Source organism: Ensifer oleiphilus (genome assembly GCF_013371465.1).
Lineage (GTDB): Bacteria > Pseudomonadota > Alphaproteobacteria > Rhizobiales > Rhizobiaceae > Ensifer > Ensifer oleiphilus.
In genome coordinates this window covers 608058-627164 of sequence record NZ_JABWDU010000002.1, presented here as the reverse complement: position 1 = coordinate 627164, position 19107 = coordinate 608058, and the positions used below count along the sequence as shown (strand labels likewise).

22 protein-coding genes are annotated in these 19107 nt (G+C 63.3%); 10 read left to right on the top strand and 12 right to left on the bottom strand.

Annotated elements, in window-relative coordinates; all coding sequences use genetic code 11:
* Positions 1 to 243: 243 nt before the first annotated feature.
* A complete protein-coding gene (locus HT585_RS09815) occupies positions 244 to 738 on the top strand; it encodes a nucleoside deaminase (RefSeq protein ID WP_176352725.1) in 495 nt (164 codons plus the stop codon).
* Positions 739 to 884: 146 nt separating this feature from the next.
* On the opposite strand, the gene HT585_RS09810 is transcribed toward HT585_RS09815, so the two are convergent.
* A complete protein-coding gene (locus HT585_RS09810; protein ID WP_176352724.1) occupies positions 885 to 1730 on the bottom strand; it encodes an aldo/keto reductase in 846 nt (281 codons plus the stop codon).
* A gap of 115 nt (positions 1731 to 1845) precedes the next feature.
* A complete protein-coding gene (locus HT585_RS09805) occupies positions 1846 to 2754 on the bottom strand; it encodes a LysR family transcriptional regulator (RefSeq protein ID WP_176352723.1) in 909 nt (302 codons plus the stop codon).
* Between the two features lie 131 nt (positions 2755 to 2885).
* Between HT585_RS09805 and HT585_RS09800 the strand changes: the two genes are divergently transcribed.
* The gene (locus tag HT585_RS09800; RefSeq protein WP_176353259.1) at positions 2886 to 3788 is read left to right on the top strand and encodes an MBL fold metallo-hydrolase; all 903 of its coding nucleotides are present in this window, start codon (positions 2886 to 2888) and stop codon (positions 3786 to 3788) included.
* 110 nt (positions 3789 to 3898) lie between these two features.
* Here HT585_RS09800 and HT585_RS09795 read toward each other — a convergent pair whose 3' ends face one another.
* A complete protein-coding gene (locus HT585_RS09795) occupies positions 3899 to 4297 on the bottom strand; it encodes a GFA family protein (RefSeq protein WP_176352722.1) in 399 nt (132 codons plus the stop codon).
* Positions 4298 to 4482: 185 nt separating this feature from the next.
* Between HT585_RS09795 and HT585_RS09790 the strand changes: the two genes are divergently transcribed.
* Positions 4483 to 5076, top strand: coding sequence for a LysE family translocator (locus tag HT585_RS09790; protein ID WP_176352721.1), 594 nt, complete (start codon positions 4483 to 4485; stop codon positions 5074 to 5076).
* On the opposite strand, the gene HT585_RS09785 is transcribed toward HT585_RS09790, so the two are convergent.
* The gene (locus HT585_RS09785; RefSeq protein WP_425513729.1) at positions 5068 to 5547 is read right to left on the bottom strand and encodes a DUF2269 family protein; all 480 of its coding nucleotides are present in this window, start codon (positions 5545 to 5547) and stop codon (positions 5068 to 5070) included. The two genes, HT585_RS09790 and HT585_RS09785, sit on opposite strands and share 9 nt — an antisense overlap.
* Positions 5547 to 6827 carry an SDR family oxidoreductase gene (locus tag HT585_RS09780; protein WP_176352720.1) on the bottom strand — a complete coding sequence of 427 codons (1281 nt, stop codon included), beginning with the start codon at positions 6825 to 6827 and terminating at the stop codon, positions 5547 to 5549. Before HT585_RS09780 ends, HT585_RS09785 begins: the two co-directional genes overlap by 1 nt.
* A 544-nt stretch (positions 6828 to 7371) precedes the next feature.
* On the opposite strand from HT585_RS09780, the gene nthA reads away from it, so the two are divergent.
* The 5 genes from nthA to HT585_RS09755 all read left to right on the top strand — a co-directional run bounded on the left by nthA (position 7372) and on the right by HT585_RS09755 (position 10527).
* On the top strand, positions 7372 to 8016 hold the full coding sequence (gene nthA, locus HT585_RS09775) for a nitrile hydratase subunit alpha (protein WP_176352719.1): 645 nt from the start codon (positions 7372 to 7374) through the stop codon (positions 8014 to 8016).
* Complete coding sequence (gene nthB / locus HT585_RS09770) at positions 8013 to 8672, top strand: nitrile hydratase subunit beta (RefSeq protein WP_176352718.1); 660 nt, start codon at positions 8013 to 8015, stop codon at positions 8670 to 8672. The genes nthA and nthB overlap by 4 nt, the downstream gene beginning before the upstream one ends.
* The gene (locus HT585_RS09765) at positions 8659 to 9030 is read left to right on the top strand and encodes a nitrile hydratase accessory protein (RefSeq protein ID WP_425513728.1); all 372 of its coding nucleotides are present in this window, start codon (positions 8659 to 8661) and stop codon (positions 9028 to 9030) included. The genes nthB and HT585_RS09765 overlap by 14 nt, the downstream gene beginning before the upstream one ends.
* Before the next feature lie 523 nt (positions 9031 to 9553).
* Entirely contained in the window at positions 9554 to 10261 is a 708-nt protein-coding gene (locus HT585_RS09760) for a DUF2092 domain-containing protein (RefSeq protein ID WP_246707616.1), read from the top strand.
* Positions 10258 to 10527 (top strand): hypothetical protein, encoded by a 270-nt coding sequence (locus tag HT585_RS09755; protein ID WP_176352715.1) that lies wholly within the window; start codon positions 10258 to 10260, stop codon positions 10525 to 10527. The genes HT585_RS09760 and HT585_RS09755 overlap by 4 nt, the downstream gene beginning before the upstream one ends.
* A gap of 194 nt (positions 10528 to 10721) precedes the next feature.
* Here the strand turns inward: HT585_RS09755 and HT585_RS09750 are convergent, their stop codons facing one another.
* The 4 genes from HT585_RS09750 to HT585_RS09735 form a co-directional block, all read right to left on the bottom strand.
* Positions 10722 to 11540 carry an anti-sigma factor family protein gene (locus HT585_RS09750; protein WP_176352714.1) on the bottom strand — a complete coding sequence of 273 codons (819 nt, stop codon included), beginning with the start codon at positions 11538 to 11540 and terminating at the stop codon, positions 10722 to 10724.
* Entirely contained in the window at positions 11537 to 12091 is a 555-nt protein-coding gene (locus tag HT585_RS09745; protein ID WP_176352713.1) for an RNA polymerase sigma factor, read from the bottom strand. Before HT585_RS09745 ends, HT585_RS09750 begins: the two co-directional genes overlap by 4 nt.
* A complete protein-coding gene (locus tag HT585_RS09740; RefSeq protein WP_176352712.1) occupies positions 12075 to 12446 on the bottom strand; it encodes a COG4315 family predicted lipoprotein in 372 nt (123 codons plus the stop codon). The genes HT585_RS09745 and HT585_RS09740 overlap by 17 nt, the downstream gene beginning before the upstream one ends.
* A 136-nt stretch (positions 12447 to 12582) precedes the next feature.
* A complete protein-coding gene (locus HT585_RS09735; RefSeq protein WP_176352711.1) occupies positions 12583 to 13665 on the bottom strand; it encodes an AbrB family transcriptional regulator in 1083 nt (360 codons plus the stop codon).
* Between the two features lie 385 nt (positions 13666 to 14050).
* On the opposite strand from HT585_RS09735, the gene HT585_RS09730 reads away from it, so the two are divergent.
* Both HT585_RS09730 and HT585_RS09725 read left to right on the top strand, forming a co-directional pair.
* Positions 14051 to 15178, top strand: a complete 1128-nt coding sequence (locus HT585_RS09730) for an ATP-dependent DNA helicase (RefSeq protein WP_077500164.1) — start codon at positions 14051 to 14053, stop codon at positions 15176 to 15178.
* 42 nt (positions 15179 to 15220) lie between these two features.
* Positions 15221 to 15580: a VOC family protein gene (locus HT585_RS09725; protein WP_176352710.1), complete on the top strand. Its 360-nt coding sequence runs from the start codon at positions 15221 to 15223 to the stop codon at positions 15578 to 15580.
* Positions 15581 to 15624: 44 nt separating this feature from the next.
* Here HT585_RS09725 and HT585_RS09720 read toward each other — a convergent pair whose 3' ends face one another.
* From HT585_RS09720 to HT585_RS09710, 3 genes are all read right to left on the bottom strand, one after another.
* Positions 15625 to 16299: a spermine/spermidine synthase domain-containing protein gene (locus HT585_RS09720; protein ID WP_176352709.1), complete on the bottom strand. Its 675-nt coding sequence runs from the start codon at positions 16297 to 16299 to the stop codon at positions 15625 to 15627.
* Between the two features lie 206 nt (positions 16300 to 16505).
* A complete protein-coding gene (locus HT585_RS09715) occupies positions 16506 to 17186 on the bottom strand; it encodes a MerR family transcriptional regulator (protein WP_176352708.1) in 681 nt (226 codons plus the stop codon).
* Between the two features lie 416 nt (positions 17187 to 17602).
* Entirely contained in the window at positions 17603 to 18715 is a 1113-nt protein-coding gene (locus HT585_RS09710; protein ID WP_176352707.1) for a hypothetical protein, read from the bottom strand.
* Positions 18716 to 19107: the final 392 nt, after the last annotated feature.

The following is a 19107-nucleotide window of genomic DNA, read 5'->3' as shown; positions in this document are numbered from 1 at the left end:
GGTGGTAACTGCCACCAATTCCCGGATGTTTCCCTGACGGGCTTGCACCATCGGACGGTCTTGCTGTGAACGTCAAAAGGGGTCAAGATTCATTTTTGACGCCTGTTGACCGGGTAAATGTCAGACAGCCGGGCGCTGCGCTGCTGGCAACATTCCACTCGGCCGCGAACACAAATTGCCCGCTCCGTTGCCGGCAAACATGGATGCTGAAGGAACTCTCGATAATTCTCAGGAGCGCACAAAATGCCAAGCACCAAGCGGCCCTATGATGAGTCACTCTTGCGCAGGGCCTTCGATGTGGCGCGGCGTTCGCGCGAAGGTGGGGATCACCCATTCGGTTCCATTCTCGCCGACCGTGATGGCAATGTCTTGCTGGAACAGGGCAACGGCTACAGTTCGGAAGGGGGAGACCGCACGGCCCACGCGGAGCGGCTTTTGGCCACGCGCGCCGGAAAAGCCTATGATCTGGGTTTCCTTGCCGAATGCACGATGTACACATCCGCGGAACCATGCGCCATGTGCTCGGGCGCGATCTATTGGGCAGGCATAGGGCGCGTCGTGTTTGGCCAGTCCGAGAAAGAGATGAAAGAGCAGATCGGCGAGAGCGAGGAAAATCCGACGCTCGATCTCCCCTGCCACATCGTGTTCGCCGCCGGTCAGCGCCCGACGGAAGTCGTCGGCCCGATGCTTGCGGCGGAAGCCGCGAAACTGCACGAAGAATACTGGTCTGGCCGTTAACGGCCGTTCTGCGGTTGGCAACGGCAGCCCAAGATGGCCGCTTTCACGCGTGGGACTGGCCACCCGGATCAAGCTGCCCTCCATCACCGAACACGCCGCCGGCTTGAGGCGCCTCAACCCGGCCGCGCCGTGAGACCAAAAAGCCGTTAGATCATCTCCAGCGACTTTTTCCGCTTCGGTGGCGGGAATGCGCTGTCGAGGGCGGCGAGGTTTTCAGAGGTCAGGTGAATGTCCATTGCGTCGCGGTTTTCGCGGGCGCGTGTCGGCGAGCCGGTCTTGGGGATCGAGATCACGCCGGGCCGCGTCTTGAGGAAGGCGAGGGCGATCTGTGCCGGGGTTGCCTGGTGCGCCTTGGCGATATGGACGAGATCGGGATTGCGCAGCAATCGACCCTCGTCGAGTGGCGAATAGGCCATGACGGCGACGCCGTGGCTCTGGCACCAGGGCAACAGATCGTATTCGATGCCGCGGCGAGAGAGGTTGTAGAGCACCTGGTTGGCCGCGACGTTGTTGCCGCCCGGAACTGCAAGCAACTCCTCCATGTCGTCGACATCGAAATTGGACACGCCCCAGGCGCCGATCTTGCCGGCTTTCTTCAGGGCTTCGAAGGCGGCCACGGTCTCGGCAAGCGGATAGCCGCCGCGCCAGTGCAAGAGATAGAGATCGATATGGTCGATGCCGAGATGCTTCAGGCTGCGCTCGCAGGCGGCTTCGGTTCCATCACGGCTGGCGTTCGACGGTAGCACCTTGCTGACGATGAAGGCGTCATCGCACCTTCCCTTGACCGCCTGGCCGACGATGCGCTCGGAGGCGCCGTTGCCGTACATTTCGGCGGTGTCGATCAGCGTCAAGCCGAGGTCGAGGCCGGCCTGCAGGCTCTTCACTTCATCTGCAGCGCGCGAGCGCTCGTCGCCCATGCGCCAGGTGCCCTGGCCGAGAACCGGAACGCTGCTGCCGTCGATAAGAGTGGTGGTGGGGATCGGATCGTGCATGCGGTTTCCTCGTTGGCGGCCGCGACGGGTCAGGCCGGGGCCGGCGCTTCTCGCATGGCAATCTAGCGCAATCGCGCGGTCTTTCGAGATGTCATTTGCCGGCAACGCATCGGGCTCACGCAGCCGACCGGCCACGTTCCTTTTCCAGCCTCTGCAGGATATCGACGAAGGCGCGCACGCGGGCGGGGCGATAATGCGACGGCGGGTAGACCACATGAATGCCGCCCGACGGCAGCGACCAGTCGGCAAGGACACGGACGAGACGACCTTCCGTCAGATCGCTACGAACCTGATAATCCGGCAGCACGGCAAGCCCGATGCCGGCAAGGGCGCAGCAATAGGCGGCATCCGTGCTGTCGACGGCAACGACGCCGCTGCCGGCGACCGGCGCCTGTTCGCCGCTGGCGTGGGAGAAGGTCCAATGGAGCGGTGCCTTCAGCGCACCATTGGCGATCCAGCTTGCCAGTGCCAGTGCCTGCGGATGCTCCACCGTGCCGAGGCGGGCGGCGTATGCAGGGGATGCCACGAGATATTGCTCGAAGGTGCCGATGCGCCGCGCCCGCTCGCTGGAATCCACCAGCCAGCCGGCGCGGATGGCGATATCCAGGCGTTTCTCGATCATGTCGAAGACGATGTCGTTGAACGACAGGTTCACCTGCATGGCCGGGTAGCGCGCGACATAAAGGGCGACAGCATCGACGACGACGCGCATGCCATAGTCGAGTGGCGCCGTCAGCGTCAGCGTGCCGCTTGGAACCTCCGCTTCCTCGGAGACGGCGCCGACCGCCTCGTCGGCATCGCGCAGGATCAGCACGCAGCGCTCGTAGAACCTGAGGCCGCTATCGGTCGGCCGCAGCCGACGCGTCGTGCGGATCAGAAGCGTGGTGCCGAGCTCTCTTTCGAGTTGCGCCACCTGGTGGCTGACGGCGGCCTTGGCGAGGCCGAGCTTTTCCGCAGCGGCGGTAAACGACCCGGCTTCGACGACGGCAACGAAATGGGAAAGCCGGTTCAGGTTGACGGTCAATCGGTTTTCCTCGCGATTGTCTGAAATAATCAGACAATCTGTTCAAGCTGGCGGGGTTTTTCAAGAGGGTTTCGGTGGGCATTGTCGCGCAATCGACCATTGGCACTTGAGAAGGAGACCCCATGCAAATCCTGATGACGCGGCGCGCCGCACTGAAGACGGCCGTTGCCGCTGGCGCCGTTGCCCTGCTGCAGCCGGTCGGCAGCCGTTTGGCGCATGCCGCATCGAAGCTCGACTGGACATATTTTCAGGCGAACGAAGCCGGCTTCAGCCGTACGCCGGTGCTTCTGACCGGCGAGAAGGAGGCAATCCTGATCGATGGCGGCTTCACGCTCTCGGACGGCAAGGCGGTTGCAGACGCCATCAAGGCGACGGGCAAAAGGCTGACGACGATCTATGTCAGCTGCAGCGATCCGGACTTCTATTTCAGTCTGCGTCCCGTCGTCGAGGCGTTTCCGGACGCCAAGGTTCTGGCCGCGCCGGCAACGGTTGCGGCGATCAACGCCAATGTCCAGACCAAGCTCGATACCTGGAGCCCGCAGCTCGGCGACAACGGGCCGAAGGTGCTTGCCGATGTCGTTATCCCCGAGGCGTCGGAGCTTTCTTCGTTGACGCTCGAAGGCAACGCGATCGACATCGTCACCATCGAAGGCCTGAAGGATCGCCGCTACCTGCATGTGCCCACGCTCAATGCCATCTTCGGCGGCGTGCTCGTCTATTCCGGCGCGCATGTCTGGGTTGCCGACGAACCGACGACTGAGGGCCGACAGAAATGGATCGAGGCGCTTAACGCCATGGCGGCGCGCAAGCCTGATATCGTCGTGCCGGCGCACAAGGGCTCAGGCGGGCCTGAGGGCATCGAGGCGATCCTGTTTACCCGCGATTATCTCATCGCCTTCAACGCGGCGGAAGCAAAGGCCACGGACAGCGCCGAGCTGATCGCTGTCATGACCAAGCTCTACCCGGATTTCACCGACGTTTCCTCGCTCGAGCTTGGCGCCAAGGTGGCCAAGGGCGAGATGAAGTGGGGCTGATCCCACCTGGCGCTACAGCGCTGCGCGCCTGACCGGGCGCGCAGCGCTGTAGCACCTCGCATCGTTATATACTTCATTGTCGGATCGCCTGGATCTAGCCGGCTGCCCGCCTACGCCTCAGTCTCAAAGCGGCTCGTGTCGTCACGATCGCGCTCGTATCGCCTCATGAGCGGGAACGGCGGTAGCCAGGATTCGCGCCGGATTGTCCAGAGTTCATAGGTCGGCGTCAGTTGGTCCGGCGCATCCAGGGATCCGAGGTTCACTTCGATCTCGTCTGCCGTGCGCGAGAAAACGGGCGAGCCACAGCGGGGACAGAAAAACCGCCCGGCGTAGTCGCGCGTTTCGCCGTCGATCGTCACGGCGTCTTCGGGAAAGATCGCCGAAGCGTGAAAAAGGGCGCCGTGATGCTTGCGGCAGTCGAGGCAGTGGCAAAGGCCCACGCGATAAGGGCTACCCGACGCCACGATCCGCACGTTGCCGCACTGGCAACCGCCCGTGAACCGGTCCATGCTGCATCTCCTCCAAAATCAAGCGGGCGGAATGGTTATAGCGAACAGCGCTGCCATTGCAATTTCCGGCCGCAATCAGGCTTGCATCGCATAAGCCATCGCTCGATCTTGTCACCGTGACAACTATCCGGCTTTGCGCCGAAATTAGGTCAGCTATGTTGACCTAATTCAACGGGAGGAAGATCATGCAGGCCGATACGCTTCTGGCGCTGTTTCTGTTCGCATTCACGACGTCGATCACGCCGGGTCCGAACAACATGATGCTGTTTGCCTCGGGCGTGAACTTCGGCTTCGTGCGCACCATTCCGCATATGCTGGGCATCGGCGCCGGCTTCTTCTCGCTGCTCATCGCCGTCGGCCTCGGTCTTGGTGCGCTTCTACATTCGGTGCCACTGCTCTACACGGTCCTGAAATTCGCCGGCGGCGCCTACCTCGTCTGGATCGCCTGGAAGATCGGCACCTCGCGCTCCCTTGGCGAAGGCAAGGCCGGTGCCGCGCCGATGAGCTTCCTGGCCGCTGCGGCCTTCCAGTGGGTCAATCCCAAGGCCTGGGTCATGGCCGTTTCGGCGATGGCCACCTATACCGGCGGCGCGAACTATTTCATGAGCGTGCTGGTCGTCGGCCTCGTCTTTGCGCTGGTCAACGTGCCGAGCGTCTCCACCTGGGCGGGCTTCGGCTCGGCGCTCCGGCAGTGGCTGTCTGAACCGTCCCGGCTCAAATGGTTCAACATCACCATGGCGGTGCTGCTCGTCGTCAGCCTGTGGCCGATGCTAAAATAGCTGGAACTGCGGCTTTGCCAGCATCAGCCAAAAAATGCCGATCACGGCAAAGAAGGCCGGGAAGCCGCAGGCAAACCAGATGGCATAGAGGCGATCGAAGGCCGCCGGCAGCGGAGTGCTCTCTGCCACGGCCAGCCGCGCGAGATTGCGCAACCGGATCTGGATCCACACCACTGGAAGCCAGAATAGGCCGGTGAGCACATAGAGGATCAGCGACAGCGCGATCCAGCCTTCACCGAGCGACCAGCCGATGCCTGTCGCCAGCAGATAGCCGGTGATCGGCTGGAAGGCCACGGCGGTGGCGGTGAAGATCGTATCGGCAATCACCACCGTTCCCGCCACATGGGCGATCAGCCGCGCATCGCGCGTGCGCCGCGCCATCACCATGAAAAAAGCAATGCCCGCACCGGTGCCCAAGAGCACGGCAGCACCGATGACATGGGCAAGGCGCAGAAGTTCGTCCGGCAGCATCAGCGTTCATCCAGAATGGCAAGGGTCGCGAGCGTCAGCAGGATCGACGGCAGAACCTTGACGAGCGGCCCCAGTGGGTCGGCCCAGAGTTCGGGCTCGGCAAAGGTGGCCGAGACGAGATAGGCGGAGGTCAGCGCAAGCATGCCGACGAGCGCTCGTTTGGCGTAAGGGCGAACCAGCACGGCGATGCCGAGCACGATATCGGCAAGGCAGGTAAGGAGCGTCACCGCTGTCGCCGGTCCTTCGCCCATGAAGCGCAGGAAGTGCTGCCGGGCGGCATCGAGATCGAGTAGCGGGATCAGCCCCGACAGCAGCCAGAATGCCGAAAGCCCGACGATCATCAGCGGCTTGAGGAAATAAAGCCGGGCGAACCAGAGATCCTGCACGCCGGATGGCACTATCGAAAGGCTTTGGCGGGCGGACAGAAACGGCACCGGGGCATGAGCGCCATCCCCGGCAGAGACGCCGCCCGCCATCACCGAGAGCGCAGTCGAGCGCAGCGGCGAACGCCAGCCGAACCGCCCGGCGAGATCGGCAAGGAGCCCGACAGGCGCAGCAACCGGGGCCGGCAGCGAGATGACCCGGGCAGGCGGCAGGCCAAGCCATTGGCGGTGCAGCGCGACAAGTTCGGCAAGGGTGGGGCGCTCCGGGTGACCGAGCACGAGGTCGCTTCGATCGGGCATGAGATTGGCGACGGCGGCGCTGACGGCCTCGGCAACATCGCCCAGGGCAACCGTTTCGACGCGGCTTTGCGCGTGGACGAGCGGAATGGCGAAGGGCAGGGCGGCAAGCGCCCTGATGAGGGCCGAGCCGCCATGGGCGTTGCGGCCGAGCACGAGTGTCGGACGCAGGATGACATGTGCCACGCCGCTTGCGGCAAGCGCGTCGTCGGCGCGAAACTTGGTGGCGAGGAAAGCGCTGTCGCCGCCGGTGCCGCCGCGCGGCGCGGAGATCTGGACGATGCGGATCGAGGAGGACTTTGCCGCCGCATAGAGTGCCAGCATTGCCGTTTCCTGCGTCGCAGCGACATCGTCCGCCAAGCCATCCTGCAGCGCGCCGGCGCAGTTGACGATCACGTCATGGCTCTCGACCAGAGGCCGCCAGTCGCCGGCGTCGCGCATTTCGGCGAGGTCGGCTGTAAGCCATAACGTGTCCGGCCGCTGCTGCTGGGCGCGGGCGACATTGCGGCCAAGCCCGGTCACCGCATGTCCGTCGCTTGCCAGTCGATCGAGGAGGGCCGAGCCGATGAAGCCGGTGGCGCCGAGAATCAGAACGTTCATGGCGCTACACTACAGAGTTGCTGGCCAAAGATGGCGGGCAAAGATTATCGCGCAATGAAAGTCGGCTGGACGACTTGGCGCCCTGGATCGAGCCGGCGTCACGCAGCAGCAAAAGCTGCTGCAGATACCGGGACAAGCTTGCGATTGCCGGGTGCAACGACCGGCGCGGCAGGGCGAAAACCTATCACCAGGACTGGTCGAGAGCGGACAAGGCGGCGAGCAGGCGCCTTTGCCTTCCGCCCGAGGCGTTGAGGCGTCTGATCACCCCGCTTGCGAAGAGCTAGCGCAACCTTGGACTTCTTCCGGAAACGATTTGCAATCATGCCTTCGTCGCTTTCCTGATGATTGCGCGTGGTCAAACGGGGCGGGTTGGCAGACGTGGCAGAACCATGTCGAACCGGACTTGTTACGGTGACAATTCTGGCCCACGGCCGCAGGTAAAATCGATTTCGAAATCGGCGTTTATTCGCTACGACTATTGCCTCAGGGAGGCAGCGGCGCCATCGGCGTGGCCGCGGGGCGCCGTGCTGCGAGGAGCCAGGCAATGTCCAAACACCATCATGGTCACGATCACCATGATCACGACCACCACCACGACAACCATTTCACCGATATGGAAGCGCGCGTGAAAGCGCTGGAAACGGTGCTGACGGAAAAAGGGCTGATCGATCCGGCGGCGATCGATGCCATCGTCGAGACCTACGAGACCAAGATCGGCCCGCGCAACGGTGCCCGTGTCGTTGCCAAGGCCTGGGTCGATCCTGAATTCGCCGACTTGCTGAAGCGCGACGCGACGGCGGCCATCGCCAGCCTCGGCTACACGGGACGGCAGGGCGAGCATATGCGCGCCGTCTTCAACACGGCCGACACCCACAATCTCGTCGTCTGCACGCTCTGCTCCTGTTACCCCTGGTCGGTGCTCGGCCTGCCGCCGGTCTGGTACAAGGCGCCGCCCTATCGCTCGCGCGCGGTCATCGACCCGCGTGGCGTGCTTGCGGAATTCGGGTTGACGCTTTCCGACGAAACCCGCATCCGCGTCTGGGATTCGACGGCGGAGCTTCGCTATCTCGTGGTGCCGGAGCGGCCTGCGGGGACCGACGGCCTTGGCGAGGAACAGCTTGCCGACCTCGTGACCCGTGACGCGATGATCGGCACCGGGCTTGCGCTTTCCGTCGAGGCGCTGCGATGAACGGCCCGCACGATCTGGGCGGGCAGCATGGCATGGGTCCGGTCGCGCCCGAGCCGAACGAACCCTATTTTCACGCCGAATGGGAAAAGCGGGCGCTTGGCGTGACGCTTTCCTGCGGCGCATTCGGCGCCTGGACGATCGACGAGAGCCGGCATGCGCGCGAAAATCTGCCGCCGGCGACCTATTTGTCGGCGAGCTATTACGAGATCTGGACGCGGGCGCTGGAAACGCTGCTGAAGCGGCACGGTTTCGTCACCCAGGCCGAACTCGATGGCGGCCATATGCTCGAAAAAGGTGCTGCGCCCAAGCGGGTGCTGAAGGCCGACATGGTGCCAGGCGTCCTTGCCAAGGGCGGCCCCTGCGACCGTCCGGTCGACGTGCATCCGCGCTTCGTCGTCGGCGAACGGGTGCGCACGAAGAATTTCAATCCGACAACCCATACGCGGCTGCCGCGTTATGCGCGCGCCAAGGTCGGCACGATCGAGGCGGTGCAGGGGTCCTTCGTCTTTCCCGACGACAATGCCCATGGTCGCGGCGAGAGCGCGCAGTGGCTCTATACCGTGGTGTTCGACGGGGGCGAGATCTGGGGCGAGGGCGCCGACCCGACGCTGACGGTCTCGATCGATGCCTGGGAGAGCTATCTTGAACACGTGTAAGGTTGCGTCCCCACTGGTTGCTTCCGCAGAGCTGCCGAAATCGCCGGAGGGCGATCCTGTTTTTGCCGAACCCTGGCAGGCCTCTGCCTTCGCCATGACCGTGCGACTGCATGAAAAGGGCGTGTTCTCGTGGCCGGAGTGGGCCGAGGCGCTTTCGGCTGAGCTCTACAAGCCCGGCCGCAAGGCGGATGCCAGCGACTATTTCGATTGCTGGGTGGCGGCGCTGTCGCGGCTCGTCACCGAGCTTTCGATCGTATCCGGTGGCGAGTTGGAGCATCTGACAGAGCGCTGGCAACGCGCGGCGGAAGCGACGCCGCACGGGCATCCGATCCTCATCGAGAACGATCCGCTGCGGTAAGGGCCGGGGTGCCCGTGCCGGCGCGCTAGCGTCCGATCCAGGCAGGCGGTCACAGGTGGTACGTGTCCCTGTCAGCGCGGCCAGCAGGCGAGGGCTGATCGGCGGGCTCGTTCATCGTCCCGGGTCGTTGTTGCAGCCAGATGGGTTGCCGAGGGCTCGAAGCCGGTAGCGCGTCATCGATGGTTGCAACGTCAAGTGCGACTGCGCAGCCCTGATAATGCGGCCAGTCGCCCGTGCCGATGGAAAAAAGAAACCAATGCAATCCGGCGCTTGAACGATGGCACGGAAAAGATGTTGGCGAACGCGGTTTTGTCAACGATGATCAATCGCGGGGATGAGGTTGCAGGCTGCTCGCATCCCCTTGAATTGCGCGATCAGACGCCGGCCGTCCTGACATCGCTCCCGACCGGCACACTGCTCAAGACATCTCTGCAAAGTCCCAGCGATCGAGTCCATTCAGGCCGTATCAATGGCGGAGGAAACCATGAGAGCCGAAAGTCGACTAGCCACAGGAATACTCGCCTTGGCACTGTTCGTGCCTGCAGCGCATGCGGAGGATGATGCCCGCGCCATTCTGAAATCCATGTCGGATTACCTGGCGAAGCAGCAGGCCTTCACCGCAACCTTCAATTCCGACATCGAGGTTGTGACGCCCGAAATGCAGAAGGTTCAGTTCGCGAGCTCGGGTCAGGTGTCCGTCAGCCGGCCGGACAAGGTGCATGCCGCGCGCACGGGCGGTTTCACCGATATCGAGATGTTCTTCGACGGCAAGAAAATGACCATCCACGCGAAGGACGCCAAGGTGTTCATGCAGGCCGATGCACCGGGGACGATCGACAATCTTGTTTCGAAGCTTGAAGCAGACGGTTACTCGTTGCCTGGAGCCGACCTGCTCCTGTCGAACGTCTATGATGCGCTCAATGCCGGTGTGATCGATGCCAAGCATATAGGCACCGGCGTGATCGGTGGCGTGGAGTGCGAGCACCTCGCCTTCCGCAACGCCGATACTGACTGGCAGTTGTGGGTGCGCACCGGGCCGGAACCAGTCCCTTGCAAATATGTCATCACATCAAAGGCCGTTGGCGCTTCGCCGCAGTACACACTCGTCATCAATTCCTGGAGTGCGGGGGCGAAGGACGACTTTGCGTTCGCTCCGCCGGCCGGCAGCAAGCAGGTGGATGCGAAGGCGATGCCCCATATCGATGAAGTTCCTGAAGGAGCGAGCCAATGACCCGCCGCACAAGAATAGCCGCCGTGGCAGCCGGTATTGCCCTGATGCTGTTGGGCGACCTTCCCACCAATGAAACCGGCTATTTCATCTCCGAAGCCCAGGCCCGTGTCGGGCGTCCGCTGACGCCGGTAAGCTACGCCGGAGTGGCGCGCCGGACGACGCGCCGGACCGTGGCAGCGGGAGCTGCCGTGGGCGCAACGGTCTACGCGCCCGGCTGCGTGCAGGCTGTCGATGCCTACGGGCGGATTTATTACCGGTGTCCCTGAAGGCGCAAGCCGCTGACCGCACACGCCGTGCGTCGAAGCTGTGCCCTCAGCGCCGCCGCCAGATATGCCATGCAGAGGGATGCCGGCGAAGCACCTAAAGTCGATCTTTAAGATTCGCTTTGCGCGCTTTAAGCTCTTGTTTTCACGCATGTCGCGCAAAAGCGCTGCGCAATTTTGCGCGACGTGCTTTAACTTCAAGAAGCAGCCGGCTTCTCGAACTGGCGGTAGCATTCGTCGGCGACCTTCTGCAGAACCGCGCGCGGCACTTCGCCGGTGACGGCGTAGCCGATCGGGCCGTCGATCCAGTAGAAGGTCTCGACGCCACCGCTGCTGTCGATGCGGAAGCTCGTTTCCCGGTTGTCGGGATTGCGGCCGAGCAGCACCGTCAGCCGCTGTCCGCTTGCGTCCTCATACATGAACAGCGCGCCCGCCTTGCCGTTGACCGGCAGCAGCCGGCCGCCGACGAGCGAAAAGCCGAGGCTCGACAGGTCGGGAATGTTGAGCGGATGATCGAGCCGCTTGCCGAGCCAGTTGGCGAGATGGGTCTGCTGGTCCGGCCCGACCTCGACGGCGTGGCGCACTTCGCTCGCATAGATGAGAAATGCCGATTGCGCCTGGCGCGGCAGGCTTTCCGCCAACTGGGCAACGTGCTCGGACCGCTCGGGCGCAAGGATATGCGGGGCATAGAGCCCGGTGAGGGCGCCCGCGGCAAACAGCAGGAGACCGGCGGCAATACGGCTGCCAAGGCGTTCTGTCCAGCGATCGCCCGAAGTGGCAGCCGCCCGGGCATTCGTGGCTGACAAAAGCGTGCGGTCGCGCTCGTCGCTGCGGGCATAGGGGGAGAACATGGCGCGAAGCTCGGTCGCCTGGGCCTGCCATTGGCGAACGTCTTCGGCGCGCGCCGGATTGCGCTCGAGCCATTGCTCGACCCGCGCCCGGTCCGCCTCGCTCAGGAAGCCGTCGACATAGGCGTTGAGGTCGTCTTCGGAGACGGTGTTCAAATCTTCCGTCATTTCGGTCTCCGCATGCTGATCACGTTATCGTCCTTCATCGCTTCGGCAAGCTGGTGACGCGCCCGCGACAGGCGCGACATCACCGTGCCGATCGGAATGGCCAGCATGTCGGCCACATCCTGGTATCGGTATCCCTCGATCACCACGAGCATCAGCACGGAGCGGCTTTCCGCCGAAAGCCCGTTGAGCGCGCGCTCCAGCCGCGAGCGTTCGAGCGGGTCGCTTTCATGGGTTTCTGCCTGCAGGCCGAGCGTTTCGTCCAGTTCGACCTGCGGGTGGAGCGCCGTGTGCCGGTGCCGGTTGCGGCTGAGATTGGTCATGATGGTGAAGGCCCAGGCGCGCAGGTTGACCCCGCGCCACTGGGCGCGGCGCGCCAGAACCTTCTCGACACAATCCTGCAGCAGGTCTTCACCATCCGGATCCGAGCGCACGAGGCTGCGCGAATAGCGCCTGAGGGCCGGCATCAGCGCCAGCACGTCCTCCTCGAAGCGGTCGGGCGCGGCGGCATTCGCCTCCACACCCTCGCTCATGCGGTCACGGCTTGACGACATCCCAGACGCCCTTTACGCCGTCGCCGGTCGCGTCACCCATCTTCTTGTCCTTGATCCAGAAATACAGCGGCATGCCGTCTTTCGCCCATTGCTTTGCCCCGTCCTTGCGCTCGACGATCGTAAAGGCTCCCTCGGCCTTGGCATCGCCTTCGACCATGAATGGCGGCCAGTTGGTGGCGCAGGAATCGTAGCAGTTCGATTCACCCTTCTTGTCGTTCTTGAACGTATAAAGCGTCATGCCGTTGGCGGCGGCGAGCACATTGCCCTTTGCCGTTTCGACCGTCTTGACCGGAGGGGCCGCAAAGGCGACGCCGGCGACAAGGCAAATAGCAATCGCTAGGGGTAACGGTCTCATGGGAGCTTTCCTTCCTCAAGTTGTTTCTAACGGAGCGCGTGGGATGCGTATCCGAAGAAGAGACACGAGGAGGGCGGTAATTATTCCCGGCCTTGTTGCACCGTGGCGAAATTCTCACGCGCGGGCGTGAAAGCGCTCACGCGCGGTCGGCGACGAAACGCGCGAGCGCGGGGCCGATCATGGTGATGATCATCAGGCGGGCGGACTGCAGTGCCATGACGAAGGAGAGGTCGACATTGCTGGATGCCGCGATCACCGCGATGGAATCGAGGCCGCCCGGGCTGGTGGCGAGATAGGCGGTCAACGGATCGATGCCCGCGACCTTGATGAGCAAGAGAGCGAGCAGGCCGGAAAACGAGATCAAGACGACGATCGAGATCACCGTCGGCACCAGGGCGCGGCGGGCATGGGCAAGGATCGAGCGGGTGAAGCCGAGGCCGATGTTCCAGCCGAGCAGGCCATAACAGAGCGCCAGCAGCCATTGCGGCAGCTCCGTGGTCATGACGCCGCTGACATTGAGCACGGCCCCGACGAGGAACGGCATCAGGAAAGCGCCGGCCGGCACGCGCAGCATCCGGCCGGCAAAGGCGGCGCCGAGCCCGACAGCAAGCGTTGCCAGGAATGGCAGGATCGAGACCGGCTCGAACCAGACGATCGCGGTTTCGGCCTCGGTGCCGGTTACCCAGAGATGGGCGACCATGGTCGCGGTGCTCGCGACGAAGATGACGCGCAGATACTGCATGAAGGCGACGAGGCGGGCATCCGCGCCATAAGCGTCCGCCATCATCAGCATGGTCGAGGCAGCACCCGCCGACGAGCCCCAGATCGCGGTCGTGCCCGGTAGGATGCGCATGCGGGTGATCACCCAGCCGCAAAGCGTGCTGACGGCGATGACGGAAAGAATGACGCTGAGGAACAGCGGCCAGTTGCCGGAAAAGGTGCCGAGCATGCCCGGCGTCATCGCGCCGGCAATCATCATCGCCAGAATGAACTGCACGCAGAAATATACCTGCTTGGGCAGGCGGATGGTGCTGCCGTTCATGCCGAAGAGGACGGCCGCGAACATCGGCCCGATCAGCAGGCCGGCGGGGATGCCGATCAGTTCGAGGACCACCGTAAAGACCAGGGAGACCAGCGCGAGAAGCAGCCACTGCAGCGCCGAAGCGAGACGGCCGATGCCGACAGGTGCCGAAGGGGTGGAGGGCTGATCGGGCTTCAAGGGCATTCTCCGGCATTGCCTCAGGCGGTTCGTGCCCGCCTGATCAGTTTGGCGCGGACAGGCCCGTAGATAGGGCGATATGCCGCGCAACCGCTCGTTAGCAGCATTGCGCGCGGGCATTCAAGCCGCAGGCAAGCCACAGGGCAAGAATTGGCCACAGCCGACACGAGGGGAGATCGAGATCATTGGTCGAACGGTGCTGGAGCAGTCCCCGTGCCTTGCGCCGCTGAGATGCGCCGTTGGGCGTCTCGACGGCTGATCGATCCGCGATATCCGGAATTTCCGGTGCAGGATTTGGCGATACGGCCCGTTCCGAGCGCGGCCGCCGGCTGTCGGGCGGAAATCCGGGCTTGCTTGTGCACCCCGAATCCTGACACTTCGCGTCATGCAATTTGCTCCGCAACAGGACGAGGCCCTCAAGGCCGTTTCGCAATGGCTGAAGGAAGGCCGCTCGCCGCTCTTCCGGCTGTTCGGTTACGCCGGCACCGGCAAGACGACGCTTGCGCGCCATTTCGCCGAGCATGTGGACGGCGACGTGCTGTTTGCTGCCTTTACCGGCAAGGCGGCCCAGGTCTTGCGCTCCAAGGGGGCGAGCAACGCCAAGACCATCCACTCGCTGATCTACCGGCCGCGCGGCGAGGAGGAGGTTTCCGACGAGGAAACCGGCAAGACCTCGATCGCGCCGATGTTTTCCATCAACCGCCAGAGCCCGGTCGCCAAGGCGGCGCTGATCATCGTCGACGAATGCTCCATGGTCGACGAGGCGCTCGGCAAGGACCTGATGAGCTTCGGCACGCCGATCCTGGTGCTCGGCGATCCCGGCCAGCTGCCACCGGTGACCGGCGGCGGTTATTTCACCAATCAGGATCCGGATTACCTGCTCACGGACATTCATCGCCAGGCGCGGGACAACCCGATCATTCGCCTCGCGATGCAGGTGCGCGAAGGCAACGAGATCATGCATGGCGACTACGGCACCACGCAGGTGATCGGTCGCGGGCAGGTCAACCAGGAGCTGGTTCTGGAGGCAGACCAGGTGCTGGTCGGTACCAACAAGACCCGGCGGCGCTACAACCAGCGTCTTCGCGAGCTCAAGGGTTTTACCAGCGAATATCCGCAATCGGGCGACAAGCTGGTGTGCCTCAGGAACGACCCGGCCAAGGGCCTGCTCAACGGCTCGCTCTGGCAGGTGATGAGCTCGTCGAAGGAAACGGTGAAGCCGGGCATCAACCTGATGATCCGCCCCGAAGACGACGACATGGATCGTGGCGCCGCCAAGATCAAGCTGTTGAAGGCGGCCTTCGAGGAGGTCGAGGGCGAAATCCCCTGGACGACCCGCAAGCGCTACGACGAGTTCGATTTCGGCTATGCGCTGACGGTGCACAAGGCGCAGGGCTCGCAATGGAATAATGTCGTGCTGTTCGACGAGAGCTGGGCCTTCCGCGACACGCGCGAGCGCTGGCTCTATACCGCGATCACCCGTGCGGCCGAACGGCTGACGATCGTTCGCTAACTTCGAGCGGTCGCCGAGGCTTCTTCGAGCGAGGAGACCCCTGTGCCGATCAACCGGATCATCCTTTACGCCCATGATGTGGAAGCGACCGTTCGTTTCTACGAAAAGCACTTCGGGTTTCAGGCGTTGCGCGAGCCGGGCGACCGGATCGTCGAGCTGATCCCGGGGGATGGCGGCGCCAGCCTGATGGTCCACCCGGCGGCCAAGGGGCAGCGGCGCGGCCAGTCTCTGGTCAAACTGGTGTTCGATATCGGGGATGTCGAAGCATTTTGCGCGCGCTGCGCCGCCGAAGGGCTGATGTTCGGCGCCATCCATTCGGCCGACGGCTATGTCTTTGCCAATGCGAAGGATCCGAGCGACAATCCGATCTCCGTCTCAAGCCGGGCCTTTCTCAACGGGTAACTGCCACCTTGACGGTGGAACCGATGCCCGGCTAACCGGAATTTCTACCGTTTGGTCGCCATCCAGAGCACATGGCGTGCGCCGCCGCGTTTGCCATTTGCGCGCACATTGACCTCGTCGGTGGCAAAGCCGACTTCGCGCAATCGGCGGGTAAAAGCGCTATCCGGCGCTGAAGACCAGACGGCAAGCACGCCGTTGGCGCGCAACGCAGCCTTGGCGGCACGCAGACCGGTGTGGTTGTAGAGGCTGTCGTTGGAAGGGCGCGTCAAACCGTCGGGGCCGTTGTCGACATCGAGCAGGATGGCATCGTAGGCGGTTGATTTCGAACGGATCAGCCCACCGACGTCACCGATATGGATCTCGACCCTGGGATCGTCGAGTGTGCCCTTGTGCAGCTCCGCCATCGGCCCGCGCGCCCACTCGACGACGGCGGGCACAAGCTCTGCAACCACCACGCGGGCGTCGTCCGGCAGGACGCCGAGGGCGGCGCGCAGGGTAAAGCCCATGCCGAGCCCGCCGATCAGCATGCAGGCATTCTTGCGGCCGGCGATCCGCTCGTAGGCCAGCGTCGCAAGCGCCTCTTCCGAACCGCTCAGCCGGCTGTTCATCAGTTCCGTCGAGCCGAGCATGATGGAAAACTCGCTGCCGCGGCTCTTCAGACGCAATTCGTCGCCGTCACCGGGAATTGTCGCGCGGTCTAGCTGGATCCAGGGAAGCATCGGGGTCGTCTCTCACTTGCGTCGTTTGCGCGCCTCGTAACACGGGCGTGGCACTGAAGACATCACATTGTCGGTGATCCCGAGAGAATTGCCCCTCACGGGTGCCATTCGGGCCACGGGAATCTCGGTGCCGCGATGGTTCATTCCCGCGATGCGCGCGGGATCAGGGCGAGATGCGCCCGATGGCGCGAACCATCGCGCTACAGCTACTCCGCGGCGATCATGCCCGACAGCACCGCCTTGGCAATGGCCTGGAAGCGGTTGTGAGCGTTGAACTTGCGAATGATGCCGGCTTCGAGCGTGAGGGCCGCGGCCAGATCCATCTCCATCAGCCGGGCGATACGCGAGGCAGGATAGCCTTCGGCCAGGAAGGTCAGGCATTCGCTTTCGATCGGCGAGAGGTGCACGTGCGCGGCGTCATCGGGTGAGGGCTCGCCATTCTCGGCGTCGCTTTCCAGCAGTTCGGCGATGCGTTGCATCTGTCGGCGCAGGTTGGATTGCTGGGCGGCCAGCTCCCGCCGCCGCGACAGCAGCGCCTCCTTGAAAAGCCGGTCGGCCTCGGTCTGGTCATCGGCACCGGCGAGGCTCGAAAGCAGCTCCTGGATGGCGGCGATCGGCATGTCGATTTCGCGGCAGGCGTTGATGACGGCCATGCGCCGGATATGGTCGGCTCCATAGACCCGCATCGGCCCCATGCGGGCGGCGATCAGCAGGCCCTTCTCCTCATAGAAATGCAGGGTGCGGTGGGTGACGCCGAAGGCATCGGCCATATCGGCGATTGCAAGCGGGCTTGAAGGATCGTGGTGGGGCAGCGGCAGTTTGGGCAGGTAGCCGACACGTTCGGGCGCCGCCAGAACGCCCTCGTATTTCCAGTGGTCTCGCGGCATATCGATTGTCCCCGGTTGACGGCGCCGCGCGCCCTTTCAAGGGAGGGCAAGTCGCCGTAACGCTTCGATTTGCTGCATAATTGGTCCCGATATCGCTGCCGACTTACGGAATTATGCCGCAGGCATCAGGACGCCGCCACGACCGTCCGTGACCGGGAGCGGAATGGATCCACGCTCCGAAGCCACCGTCGATCATCGACGATAGCGCCTGCTGCTCGGCTGGGGCACACCGCGCCCACGGCGCGATTACTGCTGACAATTGTGCTTGCCTGACGAGCAACCAGGCACCAATTCCCAACGCATGACCACACCGTATACGCGAATCGCATATATGAATAGTCCTTAATATTGCAGGGGAAATGCTGGTTTGAGCCGTGGCGGCCGAGCCCTCCCGGCGCTCGGAACCATGGCTTTCGTCAGTGACCGACGACCTTTAGCGGGCTCTTGGCGCTGAGGATGAAGAGAGGCTCATCGCCGCGCAGCGGCGCCAGCTGCTGCTGGCAGGACCAGGCCTTTTCGAAGCTGTCGCGGGTCAGGAGCTTGCGGTACTGCGCAGTCGCGGTCATGCAATCCATCAGCGGGCTCTGGATCTGTTCCTCGCTGGCGTGGGTGTAGATCTCGCCATCCAGAGAGAACAGTTCCGATGCCAGCGACATGCTTTCGAACAAAAGGTCCGGTTCGCTCTTCAAACGCTCGCTGGTGATGAAATCCTGCCGGAGCGGCACGCCTTCGCCGTCATGCTTCAAGGTCACGCGCACACCGGCTGCGGGCGCATCGTACCAGGTCAGGTCGAGCGAAAACGACAGCGCGGCATTGCGCGACACTGGCCGCCCGGTGTCGCCATCGGTGGCGCGCGCCAATGTCTTGTGGCGCTGGGCGGCGGTGCGCAGAGCGGTGGCGAAGGCTTTGATATCGCCGTTCTGGTCGCCTGAAACAATGACGTTCACCGACGGCAGCACACGCTCGGTCGCGTAGCGGCCGTTGAAGAGCTTCGCCTGTGCGTCGATATCCAGAGTCATCTCCGGCGAGGGCAGGGGCGCAAACAGCAGCAGCGGCAACACGGAGAGAACGGCGAGCGGCGACGACAAAGGTGCCGGCGGCCAAGCCGACTTCTGGCCGGGAAGGCGCTTCCTCGTCAGCTTCGGCTGGCGGGCATGTGGCTCGGCGACACTGGCCGCATCGATCCTTTGACGGCTGTATTCCGGCACATAGGTGCCCTTGGGAATGACCAGATGCCATTCGTCTCTAGCGCCGTCGGTCTCGTAGTAGGCCTTGAGCAATTTGCGCAGCTTGCCCGCATGCACCCGCACCAGCGGGTCGCTGTCGGCATTGAACGCCTGGGGGCGATCGAAGACGTCGATGGCGATCGAATAGCCCTTCAGCTGCGGACCTTCGCCGATCATCTCCTTATCGACAACATAGGCGAGAAAAGCGCGCAGGCGTTCGGAACGTGCAAAAGCCTTGCTCTCGAGGATGCCGCGCAGAATCTGCCGGATCGTCTCGTTGCAGGGTCTTTCGACCGTCGTCATCGGTTGTTGCTCCAGATTCATTCGCTGCGAAACTTTATGAAGGTGATCGAAGGGCAGACTATGGCCATTCGATGTGATTCGGAAATTATGCTCAAAAAAGGCTGTTGTCAGGAGTGCCAGGCGCCAAACTTGAGTTTTATCTGAAATAAAAGCAAGAATTGCGACCATCTCCCTGTGGCACAACGTAGCGGTACTATATTTGCGGCCCGGCATCGCCGGGAACCATACCGGTTGAGTGCCTTGACCGACGAACCCCATGGGTCTGGCTGCATGTTAGGACCTACTAATGTCAAGGTTTCGTCAAGACATGGCCGGCATTCAAGCGACGCCGGGAGCCGCGTTTCGTCGGCGGACGTACTCTTTGGAATTGCTGCATAATCTTGACCTCAAAC